At 73.2% G+C, this 19368-nt stretch carries 14 protein-coding genes; 3 read left to right on the forward strand and 11 right to left on the reverse strand.

The features are described 5' to 3' along the window. Positions 1-5 precede the first annotated feature (5 nt). The 5 genes from ACIPM1_RS20460 to ACIPM1_RS20480 form a co-directional block, all read right to left on the reverse strand. Positions 6-848 carry a nitrilase-related carbon-nitrogen hydrolase gene (locus ACIPM1_RS20460; protein WP_402436624.1) on the reverse strand — a complete coding sequence of 281 codons (843 nt, stop codon included), beginning with the start codon at positions 846-848 and terminating at the stop codon, positions 6-8. A gap of 177 nt (positions 849-1025) precedes the next feature. Further along, positions 1026-2669, reverse strand: coding sequence for a PucR family transcriptional regulator (locus ACIPM1_RS20465; protein ID WP_402436627.1), 1644 nt, complete (start codon positions 2667-2669; stop codon positions 1026-1028). 59 nt (positions 2670-2728) lie between these two features. Next, positions 2729-4012, reverse strand: coding sequence for an aspartate aminotransferase family protein (locus ACIPM1_RS20470; RefSeq protein ID WP_402436630.1), 1284 nt, complete (start codon positions 4010-4012; stop codon positions 2729-2731). After that, positions 4009-4851: a nitrilase-related carbon-nitrogen hydrolase gene (locus ACIPM1_RS20475; protein WP_356183890.1), complete on the reverse strand. Its 843-nt coding sequence runs from the start codon at positions 4849-4851 to the stop codon at positions 4009-4011. The genes ACIPM1_RS20470 and ACIPM1_RS20475 overlap by 4 nt, the downstream gene beginning before the upstream one ends. Before the next feature lie 223 nt (positions 4852-5074). Beyond that, entirely contained in the window at positions 5075-6844 is a 1770-nt protein-coding gene (locus tag ACIPM1_RS20480) for a hypothetical protein (protein WP_402436633.1), read from the reverse strand. 332 nt (positions 6845-7176) lie between these two features. On the opposite strand from ACIPM1_RS20480, the gene ACIPM1_RS20485 reads away from it, so the two are divergent. Beyond that, positions 7177-9735 carry an ATP-dependent Clp protease ATP-binding subunit gene (locus ACIPM1_RS20485; protein ID WP_402436636.1) on the forward strand — a complete coding sequence of 853 codons (2559 nt, stop codon included), beginning with the start codon at positions 7177-7179 and terminating at the stop codon, positions 9733-9735. 97 nt (positions 9736-9832) lie between these two features. On the opposite strand, the gene ggt is transcribed toward ACIPM1_RS20485, so the two are convergent. After that, positions 9833-11632, reverse strand: coding sequence for a gamma-glutamyltransferase (gene ggt / locus ACIPM1_RS20490; RefSeq protein ID WP_402436639.1), 1800 nt, complete (start codon positions 11630-11632; stop codon positions 9833-9835). Between the two features lie 104 nt (positions 11633-11736). Here ggt and ACIPM1_RS20495 point away from each other — a divergent pair, with 104 nt between their 5' ends. Continuing rightward, positions 11737-12498 carry a hypothetical protein gene (locus tag ACIPM1_RS20495; RefSeq protein WP_402436642.1) on the forward strand — a complete coding sequence of 254 codons (762 nt, stop codon included), beginning with the start codon at positions 11737-11739 and terminating at the stop codon, positions 12496-12498. A 140-nt stretch (positions 12499-12638) separates the two neighbouring features. Next, positions 12639-14207 carry a CocE/NonD family hydrolase gene (locus tag ACIPM1_RS20500; protein ID WP_402436645.1) on the forward strand — a complete coding sequence of 523 codons (1569 nt, stop codon included), beginning with the start codon at positions 12639-12641 and terminating at the stop codon, positions 14205-14207. 488 nt (positions 14208-14695) lie between these two features. On the opposite strand, the gene ACIPM1_RS20505 is transcribed toward ACIPM1_RS20500, so the two are convergent. The 5 genes from ACIPM1_RS20505 to ACIPM1_RS20525 form a co-directional block, all read right to left on the reverse strand. Beyond that, positions 14696-15157 (reverse strand): DUF6278 family protein, encoded by a 462-nt coding sequence (locus ACIPM1_RS20505; protein ID WP_402436648.1) that lies wholly within the window; start codon positions 15155-15157, stop codon positions 14696-14698. A 59-nt stretch (positions 15158-15216) separates the two neighbouring features. Next, positions 15217-15693 (reverse strand): GtrA family protein, encoded by a 477-nt coding sequence (locus tag ACIPM1_RS20510; RefSeq protein WP_402436651.1) that lies wholly within the window; start codon positions 15691-15693, stop codon positions 15217-15219. A 23-nt stretch (positions 15694-15716) separates the two neighbouring features. Then, a complete protein-coding gene (locus ACIPM1_RS20515; RefSeq protein WP_356183914.1) occupies positions 15717-16496 on the reverse strand; it encodes an exodeoxyribonuclease III in 780 nt (259 codons plus the stop codon). A gap of 85 nt (positions 16497-16581) precedes the next feature. Continuing rightward, entirely contained in the window at positions 16582-17217 is a 636-nt protein-coding gene (locus ACIPM1_RS20520) for an MBL fold metallo-hydrolase (RefSeq protein ID WP_402436655.1), read from the reverse strand. A 140-nt stretch (positions 17218-17357) separates the two neighbouring features. Next, a complete protein-coding gene (locus ACIPM1_RS20525) occupies positions 17358-18665 on the reverse strand; it encodes an alpha/beta fold hydrolase (RefSeq protein WP_402436657.1) in 1308 nt (435 codons plus the stop codon). Positions 18666-19368: the final 703 nt, after the last annotated feature.

Consider the following 19368-nt stretch of genomic DNA (forward strand, 5'->3'; position numbering starts at 1 on the left):
GCCCGTCACGGAGCGGTCAGCGGCGTGTACGCGCCCGGCGCGCGGTCCCGGTAGAACTGCCAGCGGTCGCGGACCTCACGCAGCTTGGCCAGGTCCAGGTCGCGCACGACCAGTTCGGTCTCCTTGTCGCTCGCCACCTCGCCGACGAACTGCGCCTCCGGGTCGACGAAGTACGACGTCCCGTAGAAGTCGTTGTCACCCAGCTCCTCGACGCCCACCCGGTTGATCGCGCCGACGAAGTACTCGTTGGCGACCGCGGCGGCCGGCTGCTCCAGCTGCCACAGGTAGCCGGACAGGCCGCGGGAGGTGGCCGACGGGTTGAAGACGATCTCGGCGCCCGCGAGCCCGAGGGCCCGCCAGCCCTCCGGGAAGTGCCGGTCGTAGCAGATGTACACGCCGATCCGGCCGACCGCGGTGTCGAAGACGGGCCAGCCGCTGTTGCCGGGCCGGAAGTAGAACTTCTCCCAGAAGCCCTTGACCTGGGGGATGTGCGTCTTGCGGTACTTGCCGAGGTAGGAGCCGTCCGCGTCGATCACGGCGGCCGTGTTGTAGAGCACGCCCGGCTGCTCCTCCTCGTACATCGGCAGCACGAGGACGAGGCCCAGTTCCCGGGCCAGGGCCTGGAAGCGCCGCACGACGGGCCCCTCGGGGATCTGTTCGGCGTAGGCGTAGAACTCGGGGTCCTGCACCTGGCAGAAGTACGGGCCGTAGAACAGCTCCTGGAAGCACAGGACCTGGGCGCCCTGCGCGGCCGCGTCGCGGGCCGCCTGCTCATGCGCCTGGATCATCGACTCCTTGTCGCCGGTCCAGGCGGTCTGGAAGAGGGCGGCTCGGATCACTCTGCTCATCGGGACCTCCACTCGTTCGGTGTGCGGCGAGCGTAGGAAGTCGGCGGGCCCGGTTCGAGGTGCACCGTGTCACGTCCGCGCGGGTGCGGCGTGCCACGGTGTCACTCTGGCCCGGTACATGTTTCACCGCCGTTTCCCCAGGTGGTACAGCGTTTTCCGCGGTCGCGCGGCGCCGGGTCACTCCTGTTGCGCGTCGTGCGCGAGGAGCGCTATGTGCACCGAGGCGGCCTGTTCGAAGTCGTCGAGGTCCACCCCGAGCCGCGCCTGTATGGCCTCCAGGCGGCGGTAGAGGGCGGGCCGGGAGACGTGGTGGAGCTGGGCGGTGCGGGACTTGTTGCGGCCGGTGGCGAGATAGGTCCGCAGCACGGGCAGCAGGTCGTCGTCGGCCACGCGCAGCAGACCGTCCAGCTCCCGCTCGGCGAAGGACTGCACGTGCGGGTCGTCCCGCAGCAGCCGGATCAGGCCGCGCAGGTGGACGTCCTTCAGCCGGACGACGGCCGGCAGGTCGAGGGCGGCGGTGGAGTCGGCCACGGCCCGTGCGACGTGCCGGGCCTCGCGCAGCCCGGCGGGCACCTCGTCCCAGGCGGTCCGGGCGTCCGCGGCGGCGACGACGGCGCGGGCCGTCTCCGGGCGGCCGCGCAGCCGGGCCGCGAACAGCGCCGTGAGCGCGTCGGCGTCCTGGTCGCGGGCCAGGCTGAGCAGGACGGCCGCGGTCCCCTCCGCCAGCCCGGCGGCGAGCCCGGACAGGCCGAGGAGGCGCAGCAGCCGGTCGAGTTCGGCCGGCTCCGCGTCCCGCACGACCAGCGGGACGAAGGTCCGGCGGTTGACCGGCAGCCCGGCGGCCCGCGCCCGCGGCAGCAGTTGCCGGGCCGGTACGACACCGCTCACCAGATCGGTCAGCAGGCTCCGCGCCGACTGCTCCTCCCAGGAGCGGGACGCGCCACCGCCGAGCATCCGGTGCAGCACGAGGGCCTCGGCGGCGCGGTCGGCGAGCAGCCGGCCGGTGGCGGTGTCGCCGCGGTAGCCGCACAGCAGGATCCGGCCCCAGCGCTCCCCGCGGCCGCCCAGTTCGGCGCGGATCCAGCCGTCCCCCTCGCTGCCGCCCGCCTGCCGGGCGATGCGCTCCCAGTCGCGCAGCACGTCGTCCACCGCCGGCCGCTCCCCCGCCGTGGCGAGGACGCGGTGGGCGAGGTTGGTGACGACGACCGGGCACGCGCTGTGCGCGGCGACCTCGTCGAGCAGCCGCTGCAGCGGGGCGCCCGCGGTGATGAGCGCGGTGAGCGCGGTGCGTACGGTCTCCGACAGGCTGACGGCCGCGAACTTGCGGCGCACCAGCCGGGACTGGACCTCCTCGGTCAGCTCGGCGAACGGGAAGGGCCGGTGCAGCACCACCATGGGCAGGCCGCAGCTCTCGGCGGCCCGGCGCATCACGTCCGGCGGGGCGGGGAAGGCCCGCCCGAGGCCGAGCACCACGGCGGCGGCCTCCGCGCGGTGCAGGGACCGGATGTACTCGGCCTGCTTGTCCTCGTCGCCGGCGAGCAGCACGCCGGTGGTGAGGACCATCTCGCCGCCGCTGAGCATCACCCCGACGTCGGGGGCCTCGGCGACGTGCACCCAGCGGACCGGCCGGTCGAGCTGACCGGCGCCGGCCACCACCTCGGGCTCCCCGGCGAGCACCCGTTCCAGGCCGAGGACCCGGCGGACCGACAGGACGGGCTCCGGTGGGTCCGGGGACTTCGGGGCCGGCACGAAGGCCAGGGGCCGCGCCGCCCCGGGGCGGCCGGGCTCCGGCGGCCTCAGGGGGTCCGAGGCGGTGGTCATGGCGGTGTTCCCTTGCTCGGAGCTGTGCTCGCGGCCGGTCACCGGACCGGCCGCCCGTGCTACTGCGCGCTCCGCAGCGCGCCTTCGAGGATCGCGGCGCCCTCCTCGGCCTCCGCGACCGTCAGGGACAGGGGTGGGGCGATGCGCAGCGCGCTGGTGTTGTGGCCGCCGCCCTTGCCGATGAGCAGTCCGTCCGCGCGGGCCGACTCCAGGACGGCCGCGGCCGCCTGCGGGTCGGCCTGGTCGGTGCCCGGTCTCACCAGTTCGACGCCGATCATCAGCCCGCGCCCGCGGACCTCCCGCACACCGGGCATCCGGGCGGCCGCGGACCGCAGCCGTTCGATGAGCAGCCCGCCGACCCGCCGGGCGTTGCCCTGGAGGTCGTGGTCGAGGAGGTACGTGAGGTTGGCGAGCCCCGCCGCCATGGTGACCTGGGTGCCGCCGAAGGTGGAGATGCTGTTGGCGTCCAGGCAGTTCATGATGTCGCCGCGGGCGACGACCCCGCCGATGGACATGCCGTTGCCGATGCCCTTGGCGAAGGTGAGCATGTCCGGCGGGCCGCTTCGCCCGTGCGCCTGCCAGCCCCAGAAGTGGTCGCCGGTGCGGCCCCACCCGGTCTGCACCTCGTCGGCGATCCAGAGGATGCCGTGCTCGCGCAGCACGTCCCGGAAGGCCGCGTACAGGCCGTCGGGCGGAGAGGTGAATCCGCCGACGCCCTGGACGGGCTCGGCGATCAGGGCCGCGGGCGCGCGGGTGTGGCCGAGGAGGTCCTCGAGGTCGTCCACGCAGGCCGCGATGAAGGCGTCGTCGTCGAGCGCGGCGAACGGGCCGCGGGTGCGGACCCCGCCGTGCACGTACAGCGTCTGCAGCGGGGACAGGGAGGTCGGGGACCAGCCGCGGTTGCCGGTGATGCCGACGGCGCTGAAGGAGCGGCCGTGGTAGCTGTTGCGCATGGCCAGGATCGTGTTGCTGCGCCGGTACGTCGTGGCGAGCAGCAGCGCGGTGTCGTTGGCCTCGGTGCCGGAGGTGGTGAAGAAGACGCGGGCGTCCGGGATGCCGCTCAACTGGGCGATGCGCTCGGCCAGTTCGACCATCGGCCGGTTGAGGTAGAGCGTGGAGGAGTGCAGGATCCGCCCGGCCTGCTCGCTCACCGCCTTGGTCACCTCGGGCAGCGCGTGCGCGGTCATCGTGGTGAGGATGCCGCCGAAGAAGTCGAGGTAGCGCCTGCCGTCCGCGTCCCAGACGTGGCGGCCCTCGCCGTGCGTGATCTCGATCGGGTCCTCGTAGTAGAGGGCGAGCCAGTCGGGCAGGACGGCCCGGTGGCGGGCGTACAGGTCGCTCACGGCCGTACCAGCCCTTCGTAGGCGTCGGGACGGCGGTCGCGGTAGAAGGCCCACTGCTGCCGCACCTCGTCGATCAGGTCGAAGTCGAGGTCGCGGACGAGGAGTTCCTCCTTGGAGTCACCGGCGACGTCCCCGACGAACTGCCCGCGCGGATCGACGAAGTACGACGTCCCGTAGAAGTCGTTGTCGCCGTACTCCTCCCGGCCGACGCGGTTGATCGCGGCGACGAAGTACTCGTTGGCGACGGCGGCGGCCGGCTGCTCCAGCTGCCAGAGGTGGGCGGACAGGCCGCGGTGGGTGGCGGAGGGGTTGTAGACGAGCTGGGCGCCGTTCAGGCCGAGTTGCCGCCAGCCCTCGGGGAAGTGGCGGTCGTAGCAGATGTACACGCCGATCCGGCCGACGGCGGTGTCGAAGACGGGCCAGCCGAGGTTGCCGGGTTTGAAGTAGTACTTCTCCCAGAAGCCCTTCACCTGCGGGATGTGGTGTTTGCGGTACTTGCCGAGGACGGTGCCGTCGGCGTCGATCACGGCGGCGGTGTTGTAGTAGAAGCCCGACTGCTCGACCTCGAAGACCGGGACGACGATCACCATGCCGGTCTCACGGGCGAGGTCACACATGCGCCGCACGGTCGGCCCGTCCGGGACGGGCTCGGCCCAGCGGTAGTGCTCCGGCTCCTGGACCTGGCAGAAGTAGGGCGAGTTGAAGACTTCCTGGAACCCGATGATCCTGGCGCCCTGACGGGCCGCCGCTCGGGCGTGCTCCTCGTGTTTCGCGACCATGGACGCGGTGTCGCCGGTCCAGGTGGCCTGGACCAGGGCCGCGCGGACGACGTTGGCCATGAGCTGCTCCTTCGACGGTACGTCAGAGCCTCTACGCCCGTAGAGGAGGCCGTAGAGGGACGAACGTAAGCCCCTGGGAGGGCCTTGCCAAGACCATCGTCGTCAACCCGCTGAGTCGATCACGTTTCACACTCCTGTGGGTGAGTGAGGGAGTGAGTGACGGGGCTGGTGGGGCGCTAGTTGCGGCGGGTGGTGCGCCCGGGTGGGGCATCGCGGCGGCCCGTCACGGGGCGAAGCCCGCGACCCGCAGGGCGTGCACCAGATCCCAGTGCCGCTCCTCGGAGACGCCCCGGGCGGCCTCCAGCAGCAGCGGGACGAGCCGCTGCGGATCGTCCTCGACGCTGCGGGCCGCCTCCTCGGGGGCACGCACGCGCACGTAGGCGTCGAGCAGGGCGCGCGCCTCGCGCCGGCGCCCCCCGCCGACCAGGCCGAGCACGGCCTCGCCGATCTCGGCGGCGGGCCGCGCGACCCCCTGCCGCACGATCTGCCGGCCGTCCACGGCGCGCCCGGCCGCGACCAGCGCGTCGGCGGCGGCGACGACCCGGTCGGCGGGCAGCGAGGCGGCCTCCCAGAGCAGCGTCGCCCAGTCGGCGCCGAGCCCGGCGCGCTCCAGCTCGGCGGCGAGCAGCGGGAGGCGGGCGGCGGGCCAGTGGGCGGCCTCGATCAGCAGGGCGTGCGCCTCGCCGGTACGTCCCTCGCCGCGCAGCCGCGCCAGCGCCGCGACGGCCCCGGCGACGGCCTGCCCGGCTCCGGCGTCCACCGGTTCGGTCCGCGGCCGCGCGGCCTCCGCCGCCTCGGAGCCGGCGGCCCCGGCGAACCGCGCACCGCGCGGGGTGCGGCGGGCCGCGGCGGACGGGGCGGCCGCGGGCACCACCACGGCTCCCGGCGGTACGCCCCCGGCGACGGCCTCTTCCTCGGCCATCCCGGCGAACCGCGCACTCCCCCGACGCCGCTTCCGCCGCCCGCCACCGGCCGTCTCCGCCCGGCCGCCTCCGGGGCCGGCCGAGGCAGCCGGGTGGACGCCGGCGTGAGCCGTGCGGCCCGCTGAGTCCGGGGCGGGGGCGGTGGCATCGGGGGCACGCACCGCGGTGCCCATGTCCGGAGCGACGGCACCGGGGGCACGCCCCGAGGCGTCCGCGCCCGTGTCCATGGCACCGGGGAAACGCCCCGAGGCGTCCGCGACGAAGCCCACGGCGTCATGGGCGGGAGCCACGGCACCGGATGCACCCGCGCCGGCGTCCGCGCCCGTGTCCATGGCACCGCGGACACGACCCGAGGCGCCCGCCGCGGGATGCGTGCCGCCCGCGACCGGGGCCGCGACACCGGGGACACCCCCCACCGCGCCCTGACCGGAGGCCGTAGCGCCGGAGATACGACCCGCAGCAGACGGGACGGGGCCCGAGGCCTCCGCGACGGGACCCGAGGCGTCCGCGGCGAAGCCCGGGGCGTCGGGGCCGGGAGCCCTGGTCCCGGCCGCCGGCGTCGTGTGCCGGGACAGCGTGGTCAGCCGGGCCCGGATTTCGGTGCAACGGGCTGTCGCGCGGACGTGGTCGTCGTGGGCCCAGGCGAGGTCGGTGCGCAGGGCGTCGAGTTCGCCCCGGGTGGCCGCGTCGGCGAGGCGGCGGCTCAGCAGCGCCTGGCGTTCGGCCGCGTGCCGCTGCTCGCGGAGCATCGCGGCGAGACGGCCGGCCAGCGCCTCACGTCCGCCGGGCCGGGCGTCGTACGCGGCGAGCGCGGCGGCGTGCGCCGCGCGGGCCCGTTCCCGCTCGGCCGCGGCCTCGGCCGGGCCCTGGTGCGCGGCGAGGTCCTGCAGCAGCGCCTCCAGCACGTCCCACGGCGGCACCTCACGGCCGTCGAGGCAGGCCCGCATCCCCTCGGGGTCGCGTTGCCAGAACACACCGCACCAGCCGCCGCCCTGATCCAGGCGCGCCAGCAGGCCGTTCAGGTAGTTCACGAACTCCCGCACACGCCCTGGGAGTCGGTCCACAGTCATCGCTCAACTCCCGCCGGGCCGGAGCACTCCGGTCCGTAGGGAACACCAGTCGTGTTACGGGGCCGCTACGTACAGTTTTCGGCGGGCGTGCGGGGAGCTCCGCGGGCACGGAACGCGACCGTGACATCACACCGCCGGGGATGTCACCACCTCGGCGCCGGCCGGACGTCGCCCGCCGCCGGGTGCGGGCGGGAGCCGCCGGTGGGAAGGGGCCGGGCGCGTGCCGAGGGTGTCTGCACATGCCTTCCTCAGGAACCCGTGTCATCGTGGCATGAGCGACCCCCAGCCGGGTTACCCGGCCCCGGCACGTCGTCAGCGCAGGAAGGGAAACGATGACCAGCGGCTTCATCGGCCCGGAGGGCGACCCCTTCGGCGAATTCCTCGCCCGCTTCTTCGGCGGACCGCGCCCCGGTCCCCGGCAGATAGACATCGGCAGGCTGCTCAGTCAGCCCGCCCGGGAGCTGGTGCGCGGCGCGGCCCAGTACGCCGCCGAGCACGGCAGCCGAGACCTGGACACCCAGCATCTGCTGCGGGCCGCGCTCGCCACCGAGCCCACCCGGAGTCTGCTCAGCCGGTCCGGCGCGGACCCCGACTCGCTCGCCATGGAGATCGACGAGCGGTCCGGCCCGGCCCAGGTCCCGCAGGGCGAGACACCTCCGCCCACCTCCCTCTCGCTCACCCCGGCCGTCAAGCGCGCCCTTCTCGACGCGCACGACATGGCCCGCGCGAGCGGGGCGGGATACATCGGCCCCGAACACGTACTGAGCGCGCTGGCCGCGAACCCCGACTCCGCGGCCGGGCACATCCTGAACGCGGCCCGGTTCTCCTCCGGCGGCGCGCCGGAGGCGCCGGAGGCCGCGCAGCAGCGTGCCGAGCGGCAGCGCACCACCTCGACGCCCACCCTCGACAAGTACGGGCGCGATCTGACCGACCTGGCCCGGCAGGGGCGCATCGACCCCGTGATCGGGCGGGACCTGGAGATCGAGCAGACCATCGAGGTGCTCTCCCGCCGGGGCAAGAACAACCCGGTGCTCATCGGTGACGCGGGCGTCGGCAAGACCGCCATCGTGGAGGGCCTCGCGCAGCGCATCGCCGACGGCGACGTCCCCGACGTCCTGACCGGCCGCCGGGTGGTGGCCCTGGACCTGACGGGCGTCGTCGCGGGCACCCGCTACCGGGGCGACTTCGAGGAGCGCCTCAACAACATCGTCGGCGAGATCCGCGACAACTCCGGGCGGCTGATCGTCTTCATCGACGAGCTGCACACCGTCGTCGGCGCGGGCGCGGGCGGCGAGGGCGGGGCGATGGACGCGGGCAACATCCTCAAGCCCGCGCTGGCCCGCGGCGAACTGCACATCGTGGGCGCGACCACGCTGGAGGAGTACCGGCGGATCGAGAAGGACGCGGCGCTGGCCCGCCGCTTCCAGCCGATCCTGGTGCCCGAGCCGTCCGTCGCGGACGCCCTGGAGATCCTGCGCGGACTGCGCGACCGCTACGAGGCCCACCACCAGGTCCGCTACACCGACGAGGCGCTGACGGCCGCGGTGGAGCTGTCCGACCGCTATCTGTCCGACCGCCGGCTGCCGGACAAGGCGATCGACCTGATCGACCAGGCCGGCGCCCGGGTGCGGCTGCGCGCCCGGACCAAGGGCACCGACGTACGGGCCATGGAGCGCGAGGTCGAGCGGCTCTTCCTGGACAAGGACCAGGCGGTCGCGGACGAACAGTACGAACGGGCCACGCAGTTGCGTGACCGCATCACCGACCTGAAGCGGCAGATCGCCCAGGCCAGCGGGGACGAGGAGGCCGACGAGGGGCAGAACCTGGAGGTCACCGCCGAGGCCATCGCCGAGGTGGTCTCCCGGCTGACCGGCATCCCGGTGAGCAGCCTCACCCAGGAGGAGAAGGAGCGCCTGCTCGGCCTGGAGCAGCACCTGCACCGGCGGGTCGTCGGGCAGGACGAGGCGGTCGGTGTGGTCGCCGAGGCCGTGCTGCGCTCGCGCGCCGGGCTGGCCAGCCCGGACCGGCCGATCGGCAGCTTCCTGTTCCTCGGCCCGACCGGCGTCGGCAAGACGGAGCTGGCCCGGGCGCTCGCCGAGGCGCTGTTCGGCAGCGAGGACCGCATGGTGCGGCTGGACATGAGCGAGTACCAGGAGCGGCACACGGTCAGCCGGCTGGTGGGCGCGCCGCCCGGATACGTCGGGCACGAGGAGGCCGGGCAGCTCACCGAGGTGGTGCGCCGGCATCCGTACTCGCTGCTTCTCCTGGACGAGGTGGAGAAGGCGCACCCGGACGTCTTCAACATCCTGCTGCAGGTCCTGGACGACGGCCGGCTGACCGACGCGCAGGGCCGGACGGTGGACTTCACCAACACCGTGATCGTGATGACCAGCAACCTCGGTTCCGAGGCCATCACCCGGCGCGGTGCCGGGATCGGCTTCGGTGCGGGCGGCGCCGAGGCGGACGAGGAGGCCCGGCGCGAGCAGATCCTGCGCCCGCTGCGCGAGCACTTCCGGCCGGAGTTCCTGAACCGCATCGACGAGATCGTCGTCTTCCGCCAGCTCAGTCCCGAGCAGTTGCGGCAGATCACCGATCTGCTGCTGGAGCGGACCCGGCGGATGCTGCACGCGCAGGGGGTCGCCGTCGAGTTCTCCGACCCGGCCGTCGACTGGCTCGCCCAGCGCGGTTACCAGCCCGAGTACGGCGCCCGTCCGCTGCGCCGGACGATCCAGCGCGAGGTGGACAACCGGTTGTCGCGGCTGCTGCTGGACGGCCGGGTCGCCGAGGGAAGCAGGGTCACCGTGGAGGTGGAGGACGGACGGCTCACGTTCCGCACCGACGGGGCTCAGGGGCAGGAGGGACAGGACACGGCGCCCGCCGAGACGCCTTGAGGGGCTCGGCGCCCGGCGACGTCCGGCCCCGCCGACGTCCGCAATCGACGACGTCCGCCCCCGCCCGACGACGGCGGGGGCGGACGCCGTCACGCGGTCACGGCGCCGGCCGCACCACCATCGCCGAGCCGCCGCCCCGGCGCACCTTCTCGGCCGCGGCCAGCCACTCGCCGTTCGGCAGCCGCTGCACGCCCGTGGCGGCGCCGATCTCGGGGTTGAGCTTGAAGGAGTGCCCGATCGCCTCCAACTGGGTGCGCAAGGGGCTGTCGTAGAGCCCCGGTTCGAGTTCGGTCCGGTCCGCGTTGCGCTGGCTGGCGCGGGGTGCGGCGATCGCGTCGGCTAGCGGCAGCCCGCGGTCGAGGAAGCCGGTCAGGGTCTGGAGCACGGTGGTGATGATGCTGGCGCCGCCCGGCGAACCGAGCGCCACCACCGGCCGGCGGGCCTTGTCCAGCACGATCGTCGGCGAGATCGACGAGCGCGGCCGCTTGCCCGGTCCGGGCAGGTTCGGGTCGTGCACCGCGGGGTTGGCCGGGGCGAAGGAGAAGTCCGTCAGCTCGTTGTTGAGCAGGAAGCCGCGGCCGGGCACGGTGATGCCGCTGCCGCCGGTCTGCTCGATGGTGAGGGTGTAGGAGACGACGTTGCCCCACCGGTCGGCGACCGTCAGGTGCGTGGTGTTCTCGCCCTCGTAGGTCGTCGGGGCCGTCTTCCCGCCCGTGGCGCAGTCCGCCGGGTGGCGCGGGTCGCCCGGGGCGACGGGGCTGGTGAGGACCGCGTCGTCCTTGATCAGGCAGGCCCGCGAGTCGGCGTACCGCTGCGACAGCAGCTCCTTGGTCGGTACGTCCTCGAAGGCGGGGTCGCCTACCCAGCGGCCCCGGTCGGCGAAGGCGATGCGGCTCGCCTCGATGTAGCGGTGCAGGTACTGGGCCGCGCTCGCCTTCGAAAGGTCCGTCCGCTCCAGGATGTTGAGCGCCTCGCCGACGGTGGTGCCGCCGGAGGAGGAGGGCGCGATGGAGTAGACGCCCAGGCCGCGGTAGGAGGTCCTGGTGGGGGCCTGGTACTTGGCGCGGTAGGCCGCGAGGTCCTTCTCGGACAGCTTTCCGGGGCGGGCGTTCCAGCCGGAGGCCGGGTCCACGGGCGGGTGCTCGGCCGTGTCGACGATGTCGTCGCCGAGGTCGCCGTGGTAGATCGCGCCGGCGCCCTTCCTGCCCAGCTCCTCGTAAGTACGGGCCAGGTCGGGGTTCTTGAAGGTGGAGCCGACGACCGGGAGCCGCCCGTCCGGCAGGAACAGCCGGGCGGTGTCGGGGAAGTAGCGGAACCGGGTCTCGTTGGACGCGGTCTGGGAGCGGAAGGTGTCGTCGACGGTGAAGCCCTCGCGGGCTATCCGCTCGGCGGGCTTCAGGACGGTGCCGAGCCGCCGGGTGCCCCACGCGTCCAGGGCCGCCTGCCAGGTGGCGGGCGTGCCCGGTGCGCCGACGCTCAGGCCGCTGCTGACGGCGTCGGCGAAGGCGAGCGGCTTGCCGTTCTCCAGGAAGAGGTCGGAGCCGGCGCTCAGCGGGGCCGTCTCGCGGCCGTCGACGGTGTGCACCGTGCGGGTGCGGGCGTCGTAGTAGACGAAGTAGCCGCCTCCGCCGATACCGGAGGAGTACGGCTCCGTGACGCCGAGGGCGGCGGCGGTGGCGACGGCCGCGTCGACGGCGTTGCCGCCCTTGCGCAGCACCTCGATGCCGGCTGCGGAGGCGTCCGCGTCGACGCTCGCGACGGCGCCGCCGTAGCCGACGGCGACCGGGACCTTCTGCGCCGGTCTCGTCCGCCCGGCGGGAGGCGCCGTGGCCCCCACCGACAGCACGGCGGCAGAGACCGCCAGGACCGCGAGCTTCCGTGCGACAGGGCGACGCATCCGCACCTCCAGTCAGAGACCGTCCGGGCAGCCTAAACCATTGCCATGCCCTCGTCAGGAGGGCCGGGAACGGGGTCGCGCCCGAACCGCTACCATGCGCGGCCATGAACGACGACGTGCGCAACATCGTCCTCGGTGTGATAGCCGCCGGCATCTCCGCAGCGGTCGGCTGGCTGGCCCGCACCTACCTGTGGCGGCGCAAGCTGCGCCGCAAGCAGGCCTTCTTCGGACTGCCCGACAATGCCGAGTCCCTCCTGGTGGTCAACCGCGACGCGGGCGGCCCCGACCTGACGGTGACGCGGCGCGACGTGTTCGCCCTCCTCGAACTCTCCGCCCTCATCAAGGACTGTCACGCGAACGCCCAGGTCGTCGCGCACGACGCCGCCCAGCAGGGCTTCGGCGAGCGCACCGAGTTCTGCGTGGGCGGGCCGGCCTCCAACCGCCGGATGGCGGCACATCTCGCCTCCCTCCTGCCCGGCATTCGGGTGAATACCGAGGCCGAGCCGGGACCCGAGCGCGGGGCCTTCCAGATCGGCGGGGAGCGCTACCGGCTGGAGCCGGGCCGCAGCGAGTACGTGCTGCTGGCCCGGCTCACCGCCGGGGAGCGCCGTGAGGCGCGGCCGGTGTTCCTCTTCTGCGGCCAGCGCGCGATCACCAACCAGGCCGCGACCCGCTATCTCGCCCGCAACCACGAGCGCCTGGCCCGCAAGTACGGCACGAACACCTTCGTGCTGCTGCTGAAGGTGGTCAACTCGCAGGCGTACGGCCCGGACGTGGTCGAGCTCGTCGCGGACGTGACCCGCCCGGCGCAGGCGCCGCTGCCGGTCCCGGCGCAGACCCGGACCTCGCACCGGGCGGCGAACTGAGCCCGCCGGGAACCCCCGCGGACACCCGATCCGCACTTCAACAAGCTTTACCCGTACGTAACTTACCGACAGGTTACTTCCGGTAAGACTCCGAGGTTACCGTCGGGTCACTTTGCACTGACACGAGTGAGGAGTGATCCGTGGGAACCGACCGCAAGGCCCTGCGCACGACCGCCGTAGGCGCCGTCTCGGCGGCTCTGATCGCCGGCAGCGCCCTCGGGCTCGCCCCCGCCGCGGCCGCGGCCGCGGGCGGCGTCCGCTTCGTCGACATCACCGGCGACGGCGGCACCGTCCTGAAGGCCAACGTCGTCACCCCGGCCGCCGCCGACGGCTCCCGCCGCTACCCGCTCGTCGTGCTGCCCACGAGCTGGAGCCTGCCCCAGATCGAGTACCTCGCCCAGGCGCAGAAGCTCGCCGACTCCGGCTACGTGGTCGTCACCTACAACGTCCGCGGCTTCTGGCAGTCCGGCGGCCGGATAGAAGTGGCCGGCCCGCCCGACTGGGCCGACGCGTCCAAGGTGATCGACTGGGCCCTCGCCCACACCCCGGCCGACCCCGGGCACATCGGCATGGCGGGCGTCTCCTACGGCGCCGGCATCAGCCTGCTCGCCGCCGAGCACGACCCGCGCGTCAAGGCGGTGGCCGCGCTCAGCGGCTGGGCGGACCTGATCGGCTCGATCTACTCCGGCCGCACCCAGCACGTCCAGGCGGCGGCGCTGCTCGACGGCACGGCCACCCTCACCGGCCGCGAGAGCCCGGAACTCCGGCAGGTCTTCGACGACTTCTACGCGTCCGACCTGAGCAAGGAACAGGACCTCGTGAACTGGGGGAAGAAACGTTCTGCCGCGACCTACGCCGACCGCCTGAACAAGAACGGCACGGCGGTCCTGCTCGCCAACGGCTGGGGCGACAGCGTCTTCTCGCCCAACCAGTACGCCGACTTCTACGAGCGGCTCACCGGCCCGAAGAGACTGGAACTGCGCCCCGGCGACCACGCCACCGCCGAACTGACCGGACTGTTCGGGCTGCCCAACGACGTGTGGACCGACACCCGGCGCTGGCTGGACCGCTACCTCAAGGGCGCGGACAACGGCATCGACCGCGAGCAGCCGGTGCAGCTGAAGTCCCGCTCCACGGACGGCTACGAGGGCTACCCGGACTGGAAGTCGGTGGGCGCCGCGCGGCGGAAGTTCGACCTCGCGGGCACGACCACCATCCACGCCAACGTCGACTCGGGAGCGGACGGCGGGGTCGTCTTCCTCTCCGGCATCCTCGACCAGGTGGCCCGGACTCCCCCGATCGCGTCGATCCCGCTGCTCCCCCGCCGCTGGGCCGCGGTCTGGCAGTCGGAGCGCCACGCCACCACGCAACGGGTGCGCGGCACCGCGACGTTGCACACGACCCTGACTCCGGCCGCGGAGAGCGGCACGTTCGTGGCCTACCTGTACGACGTGGGCCCGCTCGGCTTCGGCAAGCTGGTCACCCACGCGCCGTACACCTGGCACGGGCGCACGCCCGGAGAGGCGTTCGGGGTGGATCTGCCGCTGTACTCCACCGCCTACGACGTCCCGGCCGGACACCGGCTCGCGATGGTCGTCGACACGGTCGACCCGCTCTACATCGAGCACAACCCGTCCGGCGCGCAGCTGACCTTCTCCTCGCCTGCGGACGATCCGTCGTACGTGTCCGTCCCACTGCGCGAGCAGTGATCTCCGGCTGCCGCCGGCCGGGTATGGCTCTGTGAACTGCTGCCCCCTACGGTCGAGGGCCGTGGGGGGTCCCCCACCCGGCAGCAGCGTCCCGCCCCCGATGGAAACCGGCTGGATCTCCGTCACCACAGGGATGAACGGCACATCCTAGTCGAGGGTCCGACGCGATGGCCCGGCCGGTGCGGAGGAACTCCCCGCGGGCGGTGGTCGAAAGACGGTGCGGGGCGGGCCCTTCAGGGGCACCACCAGCAGGTTGATGAGATGTCGTCACGCGGTTCGATCGACGGATCGACGGCCATACCCCGCCCTACTCGCTCTCGGCTGTGTCCTGGCTGCCGCAAACTATCCGGCCCGGAGCGGACTCCGCACCCGACACGCACCCGTGCGGCATAAACCGTATTTACGTCGCGTCGCTGGTCAGGGCCCTACTCGGCCGTGTCCGGGCCCCGGCGTTCCCCGCGTCACGGCGGGTTGCGCGCCGGGGCCTCTCACGGCTCCGCGGCCTCCGCGTAGACCTGCGACAGCTCGGGCACACCGCTCACCGCCCATTCCTGACCGGCGGTCACCACGTCGATCTCACGGCCCGAGGCCAGCCGGACGACCGGCGCTCCGGTGGGCAGGATCCGCCAGTCGGCGCCGGGGACGGTGCGCACGACGACCGTGCCCAGGTAGAGCCCGGCGTCGTTGCCGAGCCGGGGCAGCGTCTCCGCGTCTTCTCGCCAGCGCGGCGGCAGTTGGTCGAGTGCCTCCAGCGAGGCGGCGGAGTCGTCGAGCCGGACGCCCGCCTCGGCCGCCTGGGAGCGCAGCAGTTCGCACTCGGCCAGCAGATCGGCCAGACCCTCGCGTCTCTCGGCCGGATCCTCCCGCTCCTCGCCGCCCTCGGGGAACACCGCGACACCGAAGGCGGATCCGTGCCTCTTGCGCCACCTGCCCAGAAAGGGGATGTCCATGGACCCCAGCGTGACAGTCGCACCGCTGTGCGCACCACAGGCGCGCGGGCCGGAACGGGTCAGTCGGGCCGGACCGGTTCCAGGGGACGGCGCGGGACGCGGTCCAGGGGCGGCACCGGGTGCGGTGACCGCCGTACGGGAGCCCGTTCGGCCCGGGGGAGCATGATGGTGCGGGACAGGACGAAGGTCGCGGGAACGGCCGCCGCGGAGGCGAGCAGGGGGGCGAACCGGCTTCCGGCGTGCAGGACGCCGACGAGCACGTAGACGCCGGTCGTCGTGATCAGGAAACCGGTCGCGTTGGTGAGCGGGAAGAGCAGGAACTTCCGCCAGGTCGGCCGTGTGCGGTAGGTGAACCGGGCGTGCAGGAAGAACGATCCGTTCATGCTCAGCGCGAACGCGGCGGTGTGCGCGACGAGATACGGCGACCACGTCAGCAACAGCAGGTAGAACCCGTAGTAGACGGCGGTGTTGACGACACCGACGAGGGCGAAGGCCAGGACCTGGGCAGGGGTCCGGCGCCCGAGCGCGCTGTCCATCGGGACCGTGAACCGCCGCCCGCTCAGACGTCGAGGTCCACGACCACCGGGGCGTGGTCCGAGGCGCCCTTGCCCTTGCGCTCCTCGCGGTCGACGTACGCGTCGGTGACCGCCTTCGCGAAGGGCTCGTTGGCGTAGACGAGGTCGATGCGCATCCCGCGGTTCTTGGGGAAGCAGAGCTGGCGGTAGTCCCAGTACGTGTAGGGGTGCGCGTACTTCAGGGGGCGCGGGACGACGTCGGCGAGGCCGGCCTCGCGCAGGGCGGCCAGGGCGGCGCGCTCGGCGGGCGTGACATGGGTGCTGCCCTCGAACGCGGCGATGTCGAAGACGTCGTCGTCCGTCGGCGCCACGTTGTAGTCGCCGAGGACCGCGAAGGGGCGGCTGCCGGCCGCGTCGCCCGCGACGGCCGCCTTCAGGGCCTCGAACCACTGGAGCTTGTACGCGTAGTGCGGGTGGTCCACCTCGCGCCCGTTGGGCACGTACACCGACCAGACGCGGACCGGGCCGCAGGTGGCGGAGATGGCGCGGGGCTCCTGGACGCCGTCGTAACCGGGGTCGCCGGGCAGACCCTTGACGACGTCCTCCAGACCCACCCGGGAGAGCACCGCCACGCCGTTCCACCTGCCGGTGGCGTGGACCGCGGCCTCGTACCCCGCCTCGCGGAGCCGGTCGAAGGGGAACTGGTCCTCGGCGATCTTGGCTTCCTGGAGGCACAGCACATCGGTGCCGCTGCTCTCCAGCCAGTCCAGCAGCCGGGGCAGGCGGGCGGTGATCGAGTTGACGTTCCAGGTCGCGATGCGCATGTCCCACAACCTACCGGGCGGGACCGACAACGCGTCCCGCCCGGCCTCCCCCGCCGCTGTGACCAGGACGTTCGTCCCCCGGCCGTCAGACCTCGGCGGACGACCCCGGCGTCAGCCGCAGGTGCTCAGCGCCGCCCAGGGCGCCGATCTGGCGGTCGTAGATCGGCCGGGCGAGGTCGGTGAGCAGGGCGTCGTGGACGTCGTAGGCACGCTGCGGCTTGACCTCGCGGACGTAGTCGATCACTTCGGCGATCTTGTTCCAGGGGGCCATCACCGGCAGCATCAGCGTCTCGACCGGCCCGCCGGGGACGGTGAGCGCGTCGCCGGGGTGGAAGACGCGGCCGCCGTCGATCAGGTAGCCGACGTTGGTGACGCGCGGGATGTCCGGGTGGATCACCGCGTGCAGCTCGCCGTGGACCTGGACGTCGAAGCCCGCGGCGGTGAAGGCGTCGCCGTGGCCGACGGTGTGCACGCGGCCGGGGAAGGCGGCGGAGATCTGGTCCGCGACGGACCTCAGGGTCCAGATCTCGGCGCCCGGGTTCGCCTCCAGGGCGGCGCGCAGCCTGCCTTCGTCGAAGTGGTCGGGGTGCTCGTGGGTGACGAGGACGACGTCCGCGCCGGCCGCCGCGTCCTCCTCGCTGAACCCTCCGGGGTCGACGACGAGCGTCCGCCCGTCCTTCTCGAGGCGGATACAGGCGTGCGCCTTCTTCGTGAGCTTCATGGTCCCATCCTGCCGCGCGGGGCGGCCGCGTGTGCGGGGCAGACCGGTACTCCTGCTACCCGGGCGGGCGGGGCGGGCCGCCGCGGCGGCCGAGGGCGGCCCGGGGTGCGGGCCGCGGGGAGCGGCCCGCGTCGGCGTCGTCACTCCGTGGGGGTCGTCTCCTCTCGGATCACCCGCTGGGCCACCCGGAAGGCGCTGTTCGCGGCGGGCATGCCGCAGTAGACCGCCGTCTGGAGCAGCACCTCCCCGATCTCGTCCGGGGTGAGACCGTTGCGCAGGGCGGCCCGGGTGTGGGAGGCGAGCTCGTCGAGGTGGCCGCCCGCGACCAGGGCGCCGAGGGCGACGCAGCTGCGGGTGCGCCGGTCGAGACCGGGGCGGTCCCAGATCTCGCCCCAGGTGTAGCGGGTCAGGAGCTGCTGGAAGTCGCCGGAGAAGTCGTCGGCCTCGGCCAGTTCCCGGTCGACGTGCGCGTCGCCGAGCACCTCGCGGCGCAGCTTCAGGCCGGTGTCGTAGGCGTCCGACCGGTCCGTGGACCGGGGCGGGACGGCCGCCGGGGCGATCTCGGCGACGGGGCCGGACGGCCGGGGCACGGGCAGGCCGGACCTGGCCGCCGGCGCCACGGCCGCCGTCTGGCCCGTGGTCTGGCCCGCGGTGTGCTCGAAGGCGGGCTGCCAGGCGGTGGAGAAGTGTCTGACCAGCAGGTCGGTGACGGCGGCGGGCTGCTCGACCGGGACCAGGTGGGAGGCGCCGGGGACGACCGCGAGGCGGGCGTCCGGGATGCCGGCGACCAGGGTGCGCGCCTCGGCGGGGCCGGTGACCTGGTCGTCCGAGCCGACCAGGACCAGGGTCGGCACGCCGACGCGGGCGAGTTCGGCCCGGGCGTCGAAGGAGGCGAGCGCCTCGCAGGCGGCTATGTAGCAGCCGGGGTCGGTGGTGCGCACCATCTGCACGGCCCAGTCGGTGATCGCGGGCTGGGCGCCGGCGAAGCCGGTGGTGAACCAGCGGTCGGGGGACGTACGGGCGATGGGGTCGAGACCGTTGGTACGGACGATCACCCCGCGCTGCCGGAACTCGTCGGCCGTGCCGAACCGGGGCGAGGCGGCGATCAGGGCGAGCGAGGCGAGGCGCTCGGGGTGGCGCAGGGCCAGTTCGATGCCGATCGCGCCGCCGAGCGCGCAGCCCGCGTAGCCGACGCGCTGCGCACCGAGTGCGTCCAGGGTGGCGAGCAGCCGGGCGGCCAGGTCGGACACGGAGCCGGCCGGGTACGCGGGGGCGCCGCCGTGTCCCGGCAGGTCGAACCGGACGACCCGCCACTGCTTCGCCAGCTCCGGGACCTGCCGGTCCCACATGTGCCATGTGGTGCCCAGGGAGGGCCCCAAGATCAGGACAGGTGCGTCTTCTGGCCCGTCAAAGCGGTATTGCAGGGTGTTCGGTGGTGTCTCGCTCACCCGTCAGACCCTCTCATCTCTCACGAGATCTCACATGGCCGGTCCCAACCTAAGGGCTCCTCCCCCTCTCACTCCGACAGGCCCGGCACTGCCGGAACCCTCGAGGTCCAGGGATGTGTTCTCCGGCGTGTACTCGTGACCGTGTCGACAGCGGGGTCCTCCGGGAGCGTGAAATCCCCCAGTCCCGGCGCCGAAAGGCTTCCTCACGCGTCACGGCTTCCGGTGATGCGAGTTGCAGCATCGAGCGTGGTGGAATCCCCGTGACTGGGCGTGACCCACCTGAAAGCCTTCCAGGATCTCCCCAACCATCCACTCAAACACCACACGGTGAACGAGTTCCGTCTTCCCCTGGTAGGCGACGGCGCGGTAGCTGGACGAGCCCTCCCGATTGGTCCACCGTCAGCAGTCGAACTCCGGGTCCACCTCGATTTTGCGGACCATACAGCTTGGCAGGCCGCTCACCTGGAAGACCGCCAGAATCGCCCTTGCCTCTCCGCCGCACTCCCGTGCGAGCGACCCCCCGAGCAGGCCGCGCCGACTTCGCTTCCCTTCAGGCCGGCGAAGTCCCCGGACCTTGCCTCGCTCTCCCTGGCCGAGCGTCACTCTGCTAACCTCGCGCTTTCGCGAGCGGCCCTGTCCGGGTCTTGATCAAATAAGTGGAGAGTGCTGCTGACCTGCAACGATGGGACTTGTCGAGGGTCCT

Origin of the sequence: Streptomyces sp. NPDC086766, assembly GCF_044746005.1 — a bacterium.
Lineage (GTDB): Bacteria > Actinomycetota > Actinomycetes > Streptomycetales > Streptomycetaceae > Streptomyces.

Bases quoted from the DNA above. Each gene is read 5' to 3' on its own strand.
- ACIPM1_RS20460 (WP_402436624.1), bottom strand. From the start codon at position 848: ATGAGCAGAGTGATCCGAGCCGCCCTCTTCCAGACCGCCTGGACCGGC.
- ACIPM1_RS20465 (WP_402436627.1), bottom strand. From the start codon at position 2,669: ATGACCACCGCCTCGGACCCCCTGAGGCCGCCGGAGCCCGGCCGCCCC.
- ACIPM1_RS20475 (WP_356183890.1), bottom strand. From the start codon at position 4,851: ATGGCCAACGTCGTCCGCGCGGCCCTGGTCCAGGCCACCTGGACCGGC.
- ACIPM1_RS20480 (WP_402436633.1), bottom strand. From the start codon at position 6,844: ATGACTGTGGACCGACTCCCAGGGCGTGTGCGGGAGTTCGTGAACTAC.
- ACIPM1_RS20485 (WP_402436636.1), top strand. From the start codon at position 7,177: ATGACCAGCGGCTTCATCGGCCCGGAGGGCGACCCCTTCGGCGAATTC.
- ggt (WP_402436639.1), bottom strand. From the start codon at position 11,632: ATGCGTCGCCCTGTCGCACGGAAGCTCGCGGTCCTGGCGGTCTCTGCC.
- ACIPM1_RS20495 (WP_402436642.1), top strand. From the start codon at position 11,737: ATGAACGACGACGTGCGCAACATCGTCCTCGGTGTGATAGCCGCCGGC.
- ACIPM1_RS20505 (WP_402436648.1), bottom strand. From the start codon at position 15,157: ATGGACATCCCCTTTCTGGGCAGGTGGCGCAAGAGGCACGGATCCGCC.
- ACIPM1_RS20510 (WP_402436651.1), bottom strand. From the start codon at position 15,693: ATGGACAGCGCGCTCGGGCGCCGGACCCCTGCCCAGGTCCTGGCCTTC.
- ACIPM1_RS20515 (WP_356183914.1), bottom strand. From the start codon at position 16,496: ATGCGCATCGCGACCTGGAACGTCAACTCGATCACCGCCCGCCTGCCC.
- ACIPM1_RS20520 (WP_402436655.1), bottom strand. From the start codon at position 17,217: ATGAAGCTCACGAAGAAGGCGCACGCCTGTATCCGCCTCGAGAAGGAC.